9 protein-coding genes, 4 tRNA genes and 2 rRNA genes (1 of these 15 cut by a window edge) are annotated in these 16,507 nt (G+C 53.3%); all 15 read right to left on the reverse strand.

The window, feature by feature from the left end:
* Positions 1–182: 182 nt before the first annotated feature.
* Positions 183–4,382 carry a DNA-directed RNA polymerase subunit beta' gene (gene rpoC / locus OYW20_RS23395; RefSeq protein ID WP_268798244.1) on the reverse strand — a complete coding sequence of 1,400 codons (4,200 nt, stop codon included), beginning with the start codon at positions 4,380–4,382 and terminating at the stop codon, positions 183–185.
* Between the two features lie 63 nt (positions 4,383–4,445).
* Positions 4,446–8,519 (reverse strand): DNA-directed RNA polymerase subunit beta, encoded by a 4,074-nt coding sequence (gene rpoB / locus OYW20_RS23400; RefSeq protein ID WP_268798245.1) that lies wholly within the window; start codon positions 8,517–8,519, stop codon positions 4,446–4,448.
* Positions 8,520–8,737: 218 nt separating this feature from the next.
* Positions 8,738–9,103, reverse strand: coding sequence for a 50S ribosomal protein L7/L12 (gene rplL, locus OYW20_RS23405; RefSeq protein WP_268798246.1), 366 nt, complete (start codon positions 9,101–9,103; stop codon positions 8,738–8,740).
* Positions 9,104–9,180: 77 nt separating this feature from the next.
* The gene (gene rplJ / locus OYW20_RS23410; protein WP_268798247.1) at positions 9,181–9,681 is read right to left on the reverse strand and encodes a 50S ribosomal protein L10; all 501 of its coding nucleotides are present in this window, start codon (positions 9,679–9,681) and stop codon (positions 9,181–9,183) included.
* 196 nt (positions 9,682–9,877) lie between these two features.
* Positions 9,878–10,573, reverse strand: coding sequence for a 50S ribosomal protein L1 (rplA, locus tag OYW20_RS23415; protein WP_268798248.1), 696 nt, complete (start codon positions 10,571–10,573; stop codon positions 9,878–9,880).
* On the reverse strand, positions 10,573–11,004 hold the full coding sequence (gene rplK, locus OYW20_RS23420) for a 50S ribosomal protein L11 (RefSeq protein ID WP_065833634.1): 432 nt from the start codon (positions 11,002–11,004) through the stop codon (positions 10,573–10,575). Before rplK ends, rplA begins: the two co-directional genes overlap by 1 nt.
* Before the next feature lie 118 nt (positions 11,005–11,122).
* On the reverse strand, positions 11,123–11,656 hold the full coding sequence (gene nusG / locus OYW20_RS23425; protein WP_268798249.1) for a transcription termination/antitermination protein NusG: 534 nt from the start codon (positions 11,654–11,656) through the stop codon (positions 11,123–11,125).
* A 9-nt stretch (positions 11,657–11,665) separates the two neighbouring features.
* A complete protein-coding gene (secE, locus tag OYW20_RS23430) occupies positions 11,666–12,034 on the reverse strand; it encodes a preprotein translocase subunit SecE (RefSeq protein ID WP_268798250.1) in 369 nt (122 codons plus the stop codon).
* 45 nt (positions 12,035–12,079) lie between these two features.
* Positions 12,080–12,155, reverse strand: a tRNA-Trp gene (locus tag OYW20_RS23435).
* Positions 12,156–12,340: 185 nt separating this feature from the next.
* Positions 12,341–12,416, reverse strand: a tRNA-Thr gene (locus OYW20_RS23440).
* Between the two features lie 26 nt (positions 12,417–12,442).
* Positions 12,443–12,516: transfer RNA gene (locus OYW20_RS23445), tRNA-Gly, on the reverse strand.
* 26 nt (positions 12,517–12,542) lie between these two features.
* A tRNA-Tyr gene (locus OYW20_RS23450) sits at positions 12,543–12,627 on the reverse strand.
* Between the two features lie 669 nt (positions 12,628–13,296).
* The gene (birA, locus tag OYW20_RS23455) at positions 13,297–14,262 is read right to left on the reverse strand and encodes a bifunctional biotin--[acetyl-CoA-carboxylase] ligase/biotin operon repressor BirA (protein WP_268798251.1); all 966 of its coding nucleotides are present in this window, start codon (positions 14,260–14,262) and stop codon (positions 13,297–13,299) included.
* A 167-nt stretch (positions 14,263–14,429) separates the two neighbouring features.
* Positions 14,430–14,545 (reverse strand): 5S ribosomal RNA (gene rrf / locus OYW20_RS23460).
* A 165-nt stretch (positions 14,546–14,710) separates the two neighbouring features.
* Positions 14,711–16,507 (reverse strand): 23S ribosomal RNA (locus OYW20_RS23465); it runs 1,092 nt beyond the window's last position.

Here is a 16,507-nt window from a genome sequence, read left to right on the forward strand (position 1 = left end):
TTGCGACGCTATTGTCTTACAAGAAAAGCAAAATGGCAGGACATAAGTCCCGCCAGATTTAGGGGTACAGGAGTCTAAAGAGGATCCCGCCCCCAGTCAAGGCAAAGCCCCGACCTTCAAAGCCGCCTCCGACAGCAAAATGCCTGTCAGTATTAACGACTAAGAAAATCGGGGCCCTACTCTCAGTTACTGCTGGAGTTCAGCGCTTCAGTCAGAGCAGCTTCAACTTCGCTCGCACTTACACGCAGCGGCTTGTCAACTTCACGACGACGCTTGCGCTCGCTGTGGTAAGCCAAACCAGTACCGGCCGGGATCAAACGACCCACAACCACGTTCTCCTTCAGGCCACGCAGGTAATCGCGCTTACCAGTTACCGCCGCTTCGGTCAGAACGCGGGTTGTCTCTTGGAACGAGGCCGCAGAGATGAACGATTCGGTAGACAACGACGCTTTGGTGATACCCAGTAGAACGCGAGTGAATTTGGACACGAACTTCTCGTCCCCAGCCAGGCGCTCGTTTTCCACCAGTACGTGAGTCAATTCCATCTGGTCGCCCTTGATGAAAGTTGAATCACCAGACTCGGCGATCTCTACCTTACGCAGCATCTGACGAAGGATCGTCTCGATGTGCTTATCGTTGATCTTCACACCCTGCAGGCGATAAACGTCTTGAATCTCGTTGACGATGTATTTCGCCAGCGCGCTGACGCCCAACAAACGCAGAATATCGTGCGGATCGCTCGGACCGTCGGAGATAACCTCACCGCGACTCACTTGCTCGCCCTCGAAGACGTTCAGGTGACGCCACTTCGGAATCAGCTCTTCGTACGGATCGGTGCCATCGTTAGGTGTAATCACCAAGCGACGCTTGCCTTTGGTCTCTTTACCGAAAGCAATGGTGCCGCTGACTTCAGCCAGAATCGACGCTTCTTTCGGACGACGCGCTTCGAACAAGTCCGCAACGCGTGGCAGACCACCCGTGATATCTCGAGTCTTAGAGGTTTCTTGCGGGATACGGGCGATAACGTCACCCACACCCACTTGCACACCATCCGCGACACCAACCAATGCGTTAGCTGGCAAGAAGTACTGAGCCGGTACATCCGTACCCGGCAGCAGCAGATCCTTACCATCGACTCCGACCATCTTGACCGCAGGACGAATATCTTTGCCTGCTGCAGGACGGTCTTTAGCGTCCAGAACTTCAATGTTGGTCAATCCGGTCAATTCGTCAGTCTGACGCTTGATCGTTATGCCTTCTTCCATGCCCACGTAGGTCACGGTACCTTTCATTTCGGTAACGATCGGGTGAGTGTGCGGATCCCACTTGGCCACTATGGACCCAGCATCGACCTTGTCGCCTTCCTTAACCAGAATCACCGCGCCATATGGGAGCTTGTAGCGCTCGCGCTCACGACCGAACTCGTCGGCGATTGCGAGCTCACCAGAACGCGATACCGCAACCAGATGACCGTCAAGACGCTCGACATGTTTCAGGTTATGCAGACGAACAATGCCGCCGTTCTTGACTTGAACGCTGTCAGCAGCAGAAGTCCGGCTTGCGGCACCACCAATGTGGAACGTACGCATCGTCAGCTGGGTACCCGGCTCACCGATTGACTGAGCAGCTATAACGCCGACAGCTTCACCAATGTTCACCTGGTGACCACGCGCAAGATCGCGGCCGTAGCATTTGGCGCAGATACCGTATCGAGTCTCACAGCTGATCGGCGAACGCACGATCACCTCATCGATGCTGTTCAGCTCAATGAACTCAACCCACTTCTCGTCGATCAGCGAACCCGCCGGCACGATGACTTCGTCAGTACCCGGCTTGAAAACGTCACGAGCAATTACACGACCCAGTACGCGCTCGCCCAGCGGCTCAACAACATCGCCACCTTCAATGTGCGGCGTCATCAGAAGACCGTGTTCAGTACCGCAGTCGACTTCGGTAACGACCAGATCCTGCGCCACGTCTACCAGACGACGAGTCAGATAACCGGAGTTAGCTGTCTTCAACGCAGTATCCGCCAAACCTTTACGAGCACCGTGAGTAGAGATGAAGTACTGAAGTACGCTCAAACCTTCACGGAAGTTCGCAGTGATAGGCGTTTCAATGATCGAGCCGTCTGGCTTGGCCATCAAACCACGCATCCCCGCCAGCTGACGAATCTGAGCAGCAGAACCCCGTGCGCCTGAGTCAGCCATCATGTACATGGAGTTGAAAGATTCCTGATCAACCTCGACGCCATGACGGTCAATTACGCGCTCTTTGGACAGGTTCGACATCATCGCTTTCGAGACTTCGTCGTTCGCCTTGGACCAAAGGTCGATTACCTTGTTGTACTTCTCGCCCTGAGTTACCAGGCCCGAGGCGTACTGACTTTCGATCTCTTTAACTTCTTCGGTAGCGGCATCGATGATCCGAGCCTTCTCATCCGGGATAACGAAGTCGTTAACGCCAATTGAAACACCCGAGATAGTCGAATAGGCAAAGCCGGTGTACATCAACTGGTCAGCGAAGATAACGGTCTCTTTCAAACCGACCACGCGGTAGCACTGGTTGATGAGCTTGGAGATCGCCTTCTTTTTCATAGGCTGGTTGACCACGTCGTACGACAGGCCGGCCGGAACAACCTGGAACAACAACGCACGGCCAACAGTCGTGTCGACAATACGGGTGTTCTTGACACTGCCGCCATCACGGTCGTTGACAGTCTCGTGGATGCGAACCTTGACCTTGGCATGCAGAGCAGCTTCGCCGGCACGGAATACGCGGTCAACTTCCTGCAGATCCGCAAAGACTCGACCTTCACCTTTGGCGTTGATCGCTTCACGAGTCATGTAGTAAAGACCCAATACAACGTCCTGCGAAGGAACGATGATTGGCTCACCGTTGGCTGGCGACAAGATGTTGTTGGTCGACATCATCAACGCACGCGCTTCGAGCTGAGCTTCCAGCGTCAACGGTACGTGGACGGCCATTTGGTCGCCGTCGAAGTCGGCGTTGTAAGCAGCACAGACCAGTGGGTGAAGCTGGATAGCTTTACCTTCGATCAGAACCGGCTCAAACGCCTGGATGCCTAGCCGGTGAAGCGTTGGCGCACGGTTCAGCAGCACCGGGTGTTCGCGAATCACTTCAGCGAGAACGTCCCAGACCTCTGGCAGCTCACGCTCAACCATTTTCTTGGCGGCTTTGATGGTGGTCGCGAGACCGCGCATTTCCAACTTGCCAAAAATGAACGGCTTGAACAGCTCGAGAGCCATTTTCTTGGGCAGACCGCACTGATGCAGACGCAGTGTCGGACCTACGGTAATTACCGAACGACCCGAGTAATCAACACGCTTGCCGAGCAAGTTCTGACGGAAACGACCCTGCTTACCCTTGATCATGTCAGCCAGGGACTTCAGAGGGCGCTTGTTTGAACCAGTGATCGCGCGACCACGACGACCGTTGTCGAGCAGCGCATCCACAGCTTCCTGCAGCATGCGCTTTTCGTTACGCACGATAATGTCAGGAGCCGACAGATCCAGCAGACGCTTCAAACGGTTGTTACGGTTGATCACTCGACGATACAGATCGTTGAGATCGGACGTCGCAAAACGACCACCGTCCAAAGGAACAAGCGGACGCAGATCTGGCGGCAGAACCGGCAAAACGGTCAGCACCATCCACTCAGGAAGGTTGCCGGAGCCCTGGAAGGCCTCCATCAACTTCAACCGCTTGGACAGCTTCTTGATTTTGGTTTCGGAGTTGGTTTGCGGAATCTCTTCACGCAGACGACCAATCTCGTGCTCCAGATCGATTGCATGCAGCAATTCGCGAACGGCTTCAGCGCCCATGCGAGCGTCAAAATCATCGCCAAACTCTTCAAGCGCCTCGAAGTATTGTTCGTCGTTCAGCAGCTGACCTTTTTCCAGCGTGGTCATGCCCGGGTCGATAACGACGTAGCTCTCGAAATAGAGAACACGTTCGATATCACGCAGCGTCATGTCCATCAGCAAACCGATACGCGAAGGCAGCGATTTCAGGAACCAGATGTGAGCTACCGGCGATGCCAGTTCGATGTGAGCCATGCGCTCACGACGGACCTTGGCGAGTGCAACTTCAACACCACACTTTTCGCAGATAACACCACGATGCTTCAAGCGCTTGTACTTACCGCACAGGCACTCGTAATCCTTTACCGGGCCAAAAATCTTGGCGCAGAACAGGCCGTCACGCTCAGGTTTGAACGTACGGTAGTTGATGGTTTCCGGCTTTTTAACTTCACCGAACGACCACGAACGGATCATCTCAGGCGATGCCAACCCGATACGGATGGCGTCGAACTCTTCGACTTGACCCTGGTTTTTCAGCAAATTCAGTAGGTCTTTCAAGGCCTTTCCTCCTGGCGGAGCAGAGGGCGGTCAAAACGACCCACCCTCGATTCGCGTCACGTGTTATTCGGTTTCCAGATCGATATCGATACCGAGTGAACGGATCTCTTTGATCAACACGTTGAAAGACTCGGGCATGCCCGGCTCCATACGGTGATCGCCGTCCACGATGTTTTTGTACATCTTGGTACGACCGTTTACATCGTCTGACTTCACTGTGAGCATTTCTTGCAGAGTGTAAGCCGCGCCATATGCTTCCAGCGCCCAGACCTCCATCTCCCCGAAACGCTGACCACCGAACTGAGCCTTACCACCCAGCGGCTGCTGGGTAACCAGGCTGTACGAACCAGTGGAACGCGCGTGCATCTTGTCGTCCACCAAGTGGTTCAGCTTCAGCATGTACATGTAGCCAACAGTGACCGGACGCTCAAACTTGTTACCAGTACGCCCGTCGAACAGCTGCATCTGGCCGCTTTCTGGCATGTCAGCCAACTTCAGCATGGCCTTGATTTCGCTTTCCTTGGCGCCGTCGAACACAGGAGTCGCCATTGGAACGCCGCCACGAAGATTCTTCGCAAGATCCAGGATTTCCTGGTCAGACAGATCTTCCAGGCTTTCTTGACGACCGCCGATCTCGTTGTAGATCTCGTTCATGAACTTGCGCAGATCAGCAACCTTACGCTGCTCTTCAAGCATACGGTTGATCTTCTCACCCAGACCCTTAGCCGCTAGACCAAGGTGAGTCTCGAGGATCTGCCCAACGTTCATACGCGAAGGTACACCCAACGGGTTGAGGACGATATCGACTGGCGTGCCATTGGCATCGTGCGGCATGTCTTCAACCGGCATGATCACGGAGACCACACCCTTGTTACCGTGACGTCCGGCCATCTTGTCGCCAGGCTGGATGCGGCGGCGGATAGCGAGGTAGACCTTAACGATCTTCAAAACGCCTGGTGCGAGGTCATCGCCCTGCTGCAGCTTGCGTTTCTTGTCTTCGAACTTGTCATCCAGAAGGCGACGACGATCAACGATGTAAGCCTGCGCCTTTTCGAGCTGCTCGTTCAGAGCATCCTCGACCATGCGCAGCTTGAACCATTGACCATGCTCAAGCCCATCGAGCACTTCATCAGTGATTTCCTGGCCCTTCTTAAGACCTGCACCGCCTTCAGCAACACGACCGACTAACGCCGAACGCAGACGCTCAAAGGTAGCACCTTCAACGATGCGGAACTCCTCGTTGAGGTCTTTGCGGATTTCGTCCAGCTGTGTCTTTTCGATGGACAGTGCGCGAGCATCACGCTCAACGCCGTCGCGCGTAAAGACCTGCACGTCGATGACAGTCCCTTTGGTACCAGTAGGTACACGCAGGGAGGTGTCTTTAACGTCGCTCGCCTTCTCACCAAAAATCGCACGCAGCAGCTTCTCTTCTGGCGTCAGTTGGGTTTCACCTTTAGGGGTGACCTTACCGACCAGAATATCGCCAGCGCCAACTTCTGCACCTACGTAAACGATACCTGCCTCGTCCAGCTTGTTCAGCGCAGCCTCACCCACGTTCGGGATGTCTGCAGTGATTTCCTCTGGCCCAAGCTTGGTGTCACGCGCCACACAGGTCAGTTCCTGAATGTGGATCGTAGTAAAGCGATCTTCTTGAACGACACGCTCGGACAGGCAAATGGAGTCTTCGAAGTTGAAGCCGTTCCACGCCATGAACGCGATACGCATGTTCTGACCCAGAGCCAGCTCACCCATATCAGTGGACGGGCCGTCAGCCATGATGTCGCTACGCTGAACACGATCGCCCTTGCTCACCAGCGGACGCTGGTTAATGCAGGTGTTCTGGTTCGAGCGGGTGTACTTGGTAAGGTTGTAGATGTCGACACCAGCTTCACCGGTTTCAACTTCGTCATCTGCAACACGAACCACGATACGGCTTGCATCAACGGAATCGATCACACCGCCGCGACGAGCGACGACACAAACGCCCGAGTCACGTGCAACGTTACGTTCCATGCCGGTACCTACCAACGGCTTGTCAGCTCGCAGTGTTGGCACAGCTTGACGCTGCATGTTCGAACCCATCAACGCGCGGTTGGCGTCGTCGTGCTCAAGGAACGGAATGAGCGATGCAGCAACGGAAACCACTTGCTTCGGCGAAACGTCCATCAGCGTGACGTCTTCCGGTGCTTTGACCGTAAATTCGTTCAAGTGACGTACAGCAACGAGTTCGTCGATCAGTTGCTTCTTGTCGTTCATTGCTGCAGAAGCCTGAGCGATAACGTGGTCCGCTTCTTCAATAGCAGAAAGGAACACAATCTCGTCAGTTACCAGCGCATCTTTAACTACGCGGTACGGGCTTTCCAGGAAGCCGTACTGGTTGGTACGAGCATAAGCAGCCAATGAGTTGATCAGACCGATGTTCGGACCTTCCGGCGTTTCGATCGGGCAAACACGACCGTAGTGCGTCGGGTGGACGTCACGAACTTCAAAGCCTGCGCGCTCACGAGTCAGACCACCAGGGCCGAGTGCAGATACACGACGCTTGTGCGTAATCTCCGACAGCGGGTTGTTCTGGTCCATGAACTGAGAAAGCTGGCTCGAACCGAAAAACTCTTTAACCGCAGCCGCGACAGGCTTGGCGTTGATCAGATCCTGAGGCATCAGGCCTTCACTTTCCGCCATCGACAAACGTTCTTTAACTGCCCGCTCAACACGCACCAGACCTACACGGAACTGGTTCTCTGCCATCTCGCCTACACAGCGAACGCGACGGTTACCCAAGTGGTCGATGTCGTCGACAATGCCTTTACCGTTGCGGATATCGACCAAGGTCTTCAATACCGCGACGATGTCTTCCTTGCACAACACACCCGAACCTTCGATCTCGGTACGACCGATACGACGGTTGAACTTCATCCGACCGACCGCAGACAGGTCATAACGCTCAGGGCTGAAGAACAGGTTATTGAACAGGGTTTCAGCTGCATCCTTGGTAGGTGGCTCGCCAGGACGCATCATCCGATAGATCTCCACCAAGGCTTCCAATTGGTTGCCGGTAGAATCGATCTTCAACGTGTCGGAGATGAACGGACCACAGTCGATATCGTTGGTGTAGAGCGTTTCGATGCGGACGACTTGAGCCTTGGCGATCTTAGCCAGGATCTCGGCGTTCAGTTCGGTGTTGCACTCGGCAATGATTTCGCCGGTTGCCGGATGGACGATAGCCTTGGCGCTTGTACGACCCAAGACGTAATCCAGCGGAACTTCTAACTGTTTGATACCAGCTTTTTCAAGCTGATTGATGTGGCGAGCAGTAATACGACGACCCTGCTCGACAATAACCTTGCCTTTATCGTCAAGAATATCCAGGACTGCGATTTCACCGCGCAGGCGCTGAGGCACCAATTCCAGGTTCAGGTTCTCGCCCTGCACGTGAAAAACGTTAGTGGTGTAGAAAGCATCCAAGACCTGTTCGGTCGTGTAGCCCAGTGCGCGCAGCAACACAGATGCAGGCAGCTTGCGACGACGGTCGATACGGACGAATACACAGTCCTTTGGATCAAACTCGAAGTCCAGCCAGGAGCCGCGGTAAGGAATGATGCGAGCCGAGTACAGCAGCTTGCCAGAACTGTGGGTCTTGCCACGATCGTGGTCGAAGAACACACCTGGAGAGCGGTGCAGCTGGGAAACGATTACGCGTTCGGTACCGTTGATTACGAAGGTACCGTTCTCAGTCATCAAGGGAATTTCACCCATGTAGACTTCTTGCTCTTTGATGTCCTTGATCGCTTTGTTCGACGATTCTTTGTCGAAAATGATCAGGCGCACTTTTACCCGCAAAGGTACGGCGTACGTTACACCGCGTAGCACACATTCCTTGACATCAAAAGCCGGTTCGCCCAGACGATATCCGACGTACTCCAACGCAGCGTTGCCGGAGTAGCTGATGATCGGGAAAACGGATTTGAAGGCCGCATGCAGGCCCACGTCGCGGAACTGATCTTTAGTCGCTCCCGCTTGCAAGAATTCACGATACGAATCCAGCTGGATGGCCAGGAGGTACGGCACATCCATGACGTCCGGCAACTTGCTAAAGTCCTTGCGGATACGTTTTTTCTCAGTATATGAGTAAGCCATCAGCGTTCCCCAGCTTGGTCACCTGCTTGTTTGGCCCCTCCCGACGGGAGCAGCCAGAAAATCTTGCAAACCCCATGGTTTGCACCACCTCACGGGTGGTTACAGCTCGTTAAAGGCCCCGACCTAGCCGGCAGCCTATAACGGAAAAAGGCCGGTGGCAGAAGCCACCAGCCATCAGCCTTACGCTAGACGCGCGGGCTGGAACGCAAGGTCGATACTTACTTCAGCTCGACTTTAGCGCCTGCTTCTTCCAAGGTAGCCTTGGCTTTGTCAGCAGCGTCTTTAGCTACGGCTTCCAGCACGATGCCTGGAGCGCCATCAACTACAGCCTTGGCTTCTTTCAGACCCAGACCGGTCAGCTCACGCACTGCCTTGATCACGTTAACTTTCTTCTCGCCAGCTTCCAGCAGCATGACGTTGAATTCAGTTTGCTCTTCAACAACAGCAGCAGCAGCAGCCGGGCCAGCAGAAGCGGCAGCAGCAGTAACACCGAACTTCTCTTCGAAAGCTTTGATCAGCTCAACGACTTGCAGAACGGACATCTCGCTTACTGCGTTGAGGATATCGTCTTGAGAGATAGACATGAATCTAATTCCTGAATTGGGGACGGCCTACGCGACCATCGAAATAAACAAAAATACGCGAAAAGGAGCGCGGAGCCTTAAGCTGCTGCAGCTTCTTTCTGGTCGCGAATAGCCGCCAGAGTACGAGCCAACTTGCTGGTAGCGCCTTGGATCACGCTCATCAGCTGAGAAATTGCTTCGTCACGGGTCGGCAGAGTTGCCAGTACGTCGATCTGATTTGCTGCGAGGTACTTGCCCTCGAACGCAGCTGCCTTGATCTCGAACTTGTCCTGACCTTTAGCGAATTCTTTGAACAGTCTGGCAGCAGCACCTGGGTGTTCATTGGAGAATGCGATCAAGGTCGGGCCAGTGAACACATCGTTGAGAACACTGTATTGAGTGTCTGCAACGGCGCGCTTGAGCAGTGTGTTACGTACAACACGTACGTAAACACCAGCTTCACGGGCCTCTTTACGGAGTCCGGTCATTGCGCCTACTGTCACACCGCGGGCGTCAGCCACAACAGCGGAAAGAGCGACTTTGGCAGCCTCGTTGACTTCAGCGACGATGGCCTTCTTGTCATCGAGTTTAATTGCCACGGGTTTAACTCCTGCTTATTACCGTTTCATCCGGCCGAAGCCTGATGTCGTTTTGGTGTCTGATTCGGTAAGGAACCGGGAGCACCATCTGCGTAGGCTTGGGTTTTAAGACTTTCGCCGCCTACGGTCTTGGATAGCCCCCGCAAAGCAGGGACCCCAATTTTTGACTGACAAGGTCGCCCTTGCCAAGTCGGTCTCACGCGTCCAGCGAACCCTGGTCGATGACCAAGCCCGGGCCCATGGTAGTGCTCAGGGTAACGCGCTTGACATAAATGCCTTTCGAAGAAGCGGGCTTGATGCGCTTAAGATCAGCGATCAGAGCTTCAACGTTTTCCTTCAGCTTGTCGGCGTCAAAGCCTACCTTGCCAACGGAGGTGTGGATGATGCCGTTTTTGTCAGTGCGATAACGCACCTGACCAGCTTTCGCGTTTTTGACAGCGGTAGCAACGTCAGGGGTTACGGTACCGACTTTCGGGTTAGGCATCAGGCCGCGAGGACCGAGGATCTGACCCAATTGACCCACTACGCGCATTGCGTCTGGAGAAGCAATGACTACATCGTAGTTGAGGTCGCCAGCTTTCATTTCGGCAGCCAGATCGTCCATACCTACGCGATCAGCACCGGCAGCCAAAGCTGCTTCTGCTGCGGGGCCCTGCGTGAAGACGGCAACGCGAACTGTCTTGCCAGTACCGTGCGGCAGCACTGTAGCGCTACGAACGACTTGGTCAGATTTACGCGGGTCAACACCAAGGTTTACAGCAACGTCAACAGATTCGCTGAATTTGACGGTCGACAGCTCGGTCAGCAAAGCAGCCGCATCAACGAAGCTGTACGATTTACCTGGTTGGATCTTGGCAGCAATTGCCTTCTGGCGCTTAGTCAGCTTAGCCATTACACACCCTCCACGTTGAGGCCCATGCTACGAGCAGAACCGGCAATCGTACGCACAGCGGCGTCCATATCAGCAGCGGTCAGGTCGGCATTTTTTGCCTTTGCGATATCTTCGAGCTGAGCACGAGTAACAGTGCCAACCTTAACGGTATTCGGACGTGCCGAACCGCTGGTCAAGCCAGCAGCTTTTTTCAGCAGAACCGAAGCAGGGGTGCTTTTAGTTTCGAAGGTGAAGCTACGATCACTGTAAACAGTGATGATCACAGGAGTCGGCAAGCCTGGCTCAATACCCTGAGTACGGGCGTTGAATGCCTTACAGAATTCCATAATGTTCACGCCGTGCTGACCCAGTGCAGGACCAACAGGTGGGCTAGGGTTAGCCTGAGCAGCTTTCACTTGAAGCTTGATGTAAGCGGTAATCTTCTTGGCCATGAGGCACTCCAATTACGGGTTCGAACGCCTTCAAAGGCTCCCCGGTTACTTGCGCGTTTATCCCAGTGACGACAAAACCCCACAGCACAAGGCTGCGGGGTATGGGATGCTGGCTCAGCTACGCCTTTTCGACCTGGCTGAACTCAAGCTCCACCGGAGTGGAGCGTCCGAAAATAAGCACAGCCACTTGAATCCGGCTTTTTTCGTAGTTAACTTCTTCAACCGTGCCATTGAAATCCGCGAAAGGGCCGTCTGTTACACGCACGACCTCACCCGGCTCAAACAACGTTTTAGGCTTGGGCTTATCGCTGCCATCAGCAACGCGACGCAAAATCGCTTCAGCTTCCTTGTCAGTAATGGGGGCCGGCTTATCCGCAGTGCCACCAATAAAGCCCATGACACGAGGAGTATCCTTGACCAAATGCCAAGTACCTTCGTTCATATCCATCTGCACAAGCACGTAACCTGGGAAGAACTTACGCTCGCTTTTGCGCTTCTGGCCGTTACGCATCTCCACAACTTCTTCAGTGGGGACCAGAATTTCGCCGAAGCCATCTTCCATGCCTGCCGACTTTACGCGATCTACCAACGAGCGCATAACATGCTTTTCGTAACCCGAATAAGCATGAACAACGTACCAACGCTTAGCCACGGGACACCCTTAGCCAACAATCAAGGAAACAAGCCAGCCGAGCAGGGAATCTAACCCCCACAACAGCAGCGCCATTACGAGAACCACAGCCACCACAATCAAAGTGGTCTGTGTAGTTTCTTGGCGGGTAGGCCATACGACTTTTCGAATCTCTGCACGAGCTTCCTTGGCCAACACAAAAAAAGCCTTACCCTTACCAGTCTGCAGACCTATGAAGGCAGCAACGACAGCAATTGCAAGAAGTGCGAGTACGCGATACAGGATTGGCTGCGCCGAGTAGTATTGATTTCCAACGACGCCAACCACCACCAAAACGACTACTACGAGCCATTTCAGCAAATCAAAGCGGGAGTCTAGAGCTTCAGCCTTTGGATTCATCTACTAAAATCCTGTGAAAAGAAAGCCAGATACATTTTGCGAATCTGGCAGGTCAGGAGGGAATCGAACCCCCAACCTACGGTTTTGGAGACCGTCGCTCTGCCAATTGAGCTACTGACCTAAAAGCAAAATCAGGCCGACCATTATGGTGACCCAACAAGAAGTTTTCAACAGCTAATCGATCTATGTTGAAATACATAGCCAAGCAGGAGCTGAAAGCGGTGAAAATCGGCCCGCACTGATGCCACAGATCGAAAAATCACTCGCTCAAAACAAAGGCAGATACTTTTATATCTGCCTTGGCAATGGAGCTCTTGAGCGGATTCGAACCGCTGACCTCACCCTTACCAAGGGTGTGCTCTACCAACTGAGCTACAAGAGCAAAACAATCAGCACAACCAGCGAACATGGAGCGGGTGGCGGGAATCGAACCCGCATCATCAGCTTGGAAGGCTGAGGTTCTACCACTAAACTACACCCGCAGAGCTCACTGCTTACACTCGAAATTTGGTGGAGGGGGAAGGATTCGAACCTTCGAAGTCGTAGACGTCAGATTTACAGTCTGATCCCTTTGGCCGCTCGGGAACCCCTCCTAAGCGAGGCAGCATTTTCAACTCATGCCACCCTTCTGTCAACCGTTTTCTCATAAAAAACCTGAGGTTACAAACGTTGACTATCGCTGAGCGTGCGATCCAAGATTGCCTCGCACGTCGAAGCGGGCGCCATTCTATGCAAACTATTCATGAGTTGCAATGGCTTAGCAGTACATTATTTGTATTTTTAGCCCGGGGAAATCTCGGGACAGTCCATTCATCAGATTATCGTTAAGCAGGCGAGTACTTTCTGAGGATATCTTCAACCAGTAGGCTTCTACGCTCTCAGGGTAACTCCCAATCTGACTTTGGATATCCAGGCTTATTAGACGCTGAGCAATGATCTGCGCATTTGCTTGAGATATAGGCCCACTCAGGTAACCGCATTTGTCGCTACCAAAACGATCAGATCCGACACTCGCAATACCCGCATTTAACTCATGGATTAGCTGGATACCGCGCTGATGTGCTGGAGGTCCATTAGGGACCAGTATTTCCTTTGCGCGAAGCGGCGCCTCCTGCTGATACCAAACGTAGTAGAGACCGTTCAACATCAGTAAGGTCATAAAAAGCCAACGCATAGGAACCCCAACGTAGTAGACCTATTCAACGCAAATGGACACCCAGAGATTGATCGAGTAGAACAAGGACATACAGCGACCGAGCTCTTCAACTGGGCACATCCTCAAACAGGCGGAGGCTTAGTTCTCCACCGCTAAACACTTGCTCGACATCACCAACGCTCAAGCGCAGCCCCCCAGCTGCGTCAACTCCAAGGACTATGCCTTGAACCGCACTTGAGCCTGCCAGCAAAGCCACCTCACAACCCTGCCATAGATGATTCGCTTCCCACTCCTTCCGAAAACGTGCGAACCCATCCTTGCGATGTTCAGCCAAATACTCAGCCAGATGCTTACTGAGGCTCGTCACTATGAGATTACGATCAAACAAATGGCCCTTCTCAAGCCTCATCGAGGTCCATGATTGATCAACGCTGGAAGAAGTACGCATATTGATATTGATGCCAATACCAATTATCACATGGCAAACATCAGCAGGATCACCAGTTATCTCAAGCAATATGCCTGCAAGCTTCTGACGACCCACCAGGATATCGTTTGGCCATTTAAGTCCTGCCTCGGAAATCCCGGCATTTCTCAAAGTTTTGATGACAGCTAGACCTACAAGCAGGCTCAAGCCCTCAAGCTGCCGCATCCCGCCGTCAATCCTCAGGCCCAGACTGTAGTAAAGGTTTTCTCCAAACGGACTTATCCAGGTCCTACCCCTCCGCCCCCTACCCGCCGTCTGCTGTTCAGCCAGAACCACCAATGGCAGAGCCGCTCTTTCATTGATCAGCCGTATCGCCTCGGCATTAGTTGAATCGAGACTCTGATGCACATGAACTGACCAGAGCAAAGGTCGTAATAGGTCGGATATCTGCACAGTATCCAATAAGCAAATAGGACCAGCTAAGCGATACCCTTTACCACGCACCCTGTGAAGCTCGATGCCAAGCTCGGCCTCCAACTGCTGGAGCTTCTTCCACACAGCTGCCCTGCTTACACCTAGCGCTACTCCCAAAGCCTCGCCAGAGTGAAACTCACCATCTTCAAGAAGCCTTAACAACGTTCGCATGTAATTACGCCCTAACGATCAGCAACGCATCATAGCTAGGCATGTTAATGATGCATAGAAGTCAGAGTATGACCGCAAGTGGAACGGCGGCGTCAGGAGCTGTACGTAGTTTTCGCGCGCATAAACAAAACCCCATCTGCGTAAGCAGATGGGGTTTCGGAATTTAATCTTGACGATGACCTACTCTCACATGGGGAAACCCCACACTACCATCGGCGATGCATCGTTTCACTGCTGAGTTCGGGATGGGATCAGGTGGTTCCAATGCTCTATGGTCGTCAAGAAATTCGGGTACCAAATCGCTGCACCTGTCGCCAGGGCCTCGCTTCGGCAAATCGGGTATGTGATCAGGTAGTTTGGTTCGTGTACTGCAAACTTTCAGCGTCTGTCATCTTCACAGTCACCGCAATCTGTGCCCTCTCGGGTCGCTAGATTGCTTGGGTGTTATATGGTCAAGCCTCACGGGCAATTAGTATTGGTTAGCTCAACGCCTCACAGCGCTTACACACCCAACCTATCAACGTCGTAGTCTTCGACGGCCCTTCAGGAACTCAAGGTTCCAGTGAGATCTCATCTTGAGGCAAGTTTCCCGCTTAGATGCTTTCAGCGGTTATCTTTTCCGAACATAGCTACCCGCAATGCCACTGGCGTGACAACCGGAACACCAGAGGTTCGTCCACTCCGGTCCTCTCGTACTAGGAGCAGCCCCTCTCAAATCTCAAACGTCCACGGCAGATAGGGACCGAACTGTCTCACGACGTTCTAAACCCAGCTCGCGTACCACTTTAAATGGCGAACAGCCATACCCTTGGGACCGGCTTCAGCCCCAGGATGTGATGAGCCGACATCGAGGTGCCAAACACCGCCGTCGATATGAACTCTTGGGCGGTATCAGCCTGTTATCCCCGGAGTACCTTTTATCCGTTGAGCGATGGCCCTTCCATACAGAACCACCGGATCACTAAGACCTACTTTCGTACCTGCTCGACGTGTCTGTCTCGCAGTCAAGCGCGCTTTTGCCTTTATACTCTACGACCGATTTCCGACCGGTCTGAGCGCACCTTCGTACTCCTCCGTTACTCTTTAGGAGGAGACCGCCCCAGTCAAACTACCCACCATACACTGTCCTCGATCCGGATAACGGACCTGAGTTAGAACCTCAAAGTTGCCAGGGTGGTATTTCAAGGTTGGCTCCACGCGAACTGGCGTCCACGCTTCAAAGCCTCCCACCTATCCTACACAAGCAAATTCAAAGTCCAGTGCAAAGCTATAGTAAAGGTTCACGGGGTCTTTCCGTCTAGCCGCGGATACACTGCATCTTCACAGCGATTTCAATTTCACTGAGTCTCGGGTGGAGACAGCGCCGCCATCGTTACGCCATTCGTGCAGGTCGGAACTTACCCGACAAGGAATTTCGCTACCTTAGGACCGTTATAGTTACGGCCGCCGTTTACCGGGGCTTCGATCAAGAGCTTCGCGTTAGCTAACCCCATCAATTAACCTTCCGGCACCGGGCAGGCGTCACACCCTATACGTCCACTTTCGTGTTTGCAGAGTGCTGTGTTTTTAATAAACAGTCGCAGCGGCCTGGTATCTTCGACCGGCATGAGCTTACGGAGCAAGTCCTTCACCCTCACCGGCGCACCTTCTCCCGAAGTTACGGTGCCATTTTGCCTAGTTCCTTCACCCGAGTTCTCTCAAGCGCCTTGGTATTCTCTACCCAACCACCTGTGTCGGTTTGGGGTACGGTTCCTGGTTACCTGAAGCTTAGAAGCTTTTCTTGGAAGCATGGCATCAACCACTTCGTGTCCTAGGGACACTCGTCATCAGCTCTCGGCCTTAGAATCCCGGATTTACCTAAGATTCCAGCCTACCACCTTAAACCTGGACAACCAACGCCAGGCTGGCCTAGCCTTCTCCGTCCCTCCATCGCAATAACCAGAAGTACAGGAATATTAACCTGTTTTCCATCGACTACGCTTTTCAGCCTCGCCTTAGGGACCGACTAACCCTGCGTCGATTAACGTTGCGCAGGAAACCTTGGTCTTTCGGCGTGGGTGTTTTTCACACCCATTGTCGTTACTCATGTCAGCATTCGCACTTCTGATACCTCCAGCAAGCTTCTCAACTCACCTTCACAGGCTTACAGAACGCTCCTCTACCGCATCATCATAAGATGATACCCGTAGCTTCGGTGCATGGTTTGAGCCCCGTTACATCTTCCGCGCAGGCCGACTCGACTAGT

This window comes from Pseudomonas sp. BSw22131 (assembly GCF_026810445.1).
Lineage (GTDB): Bacteria > Pseudomonadota > Gammaproteobacteria > Pseudomonadales > Pseudomonadaceae > Aquipseudomonas > Aquipseudomonas huanghezhanensis.

What these genes read in the sequence shown, in the direction of transcription:
- rpoB (WP_268798245.1), bottom strand. Translation starts at nt 8,519, where the DNA reads ATGGCTTACTCATATACTGAGAAAAAACGTATCCGCAAGGACTTTAGC.
- rplA (WP_268798248.1), bottom strand. Translation starts at nt 10,573, where the DNA reads ATGGCTAAGCTGACTAAGCGCCAGAAGGCAATTGCTGCCAAGATCCAA.
- birA (WP_268798251.1), bottom strand. Translation starts at nt 14,262, where the DNA reads ATGCGAACGTTGTTAAGGCTTCTTGAAGATGGTGAGTTTCACTCTGGC.
- rplL (WP_268798246.1), bottom strand. Translation starts at nt 9,103, where the DNA reads ATGTCTATCTCTCAAGACGATATCCTCAACGCAGTAAGCGAGATGTCC.
- rplK (WP_065833634.1), bottom strand. Translation starts at nt 11,004, where the DNA reads ATGGCCAAGAAGATTACCGCTTACATCAAGCTTCAAGTGAAAGCTGCT.
- secE (WP_268798250.1), bottom strand. Translation starts at nt 12,034, where the DNA reads ATGAATCCAAAGGCTGAAGCTCTAGACTCCCGCTTTGATTTGCTGAAA.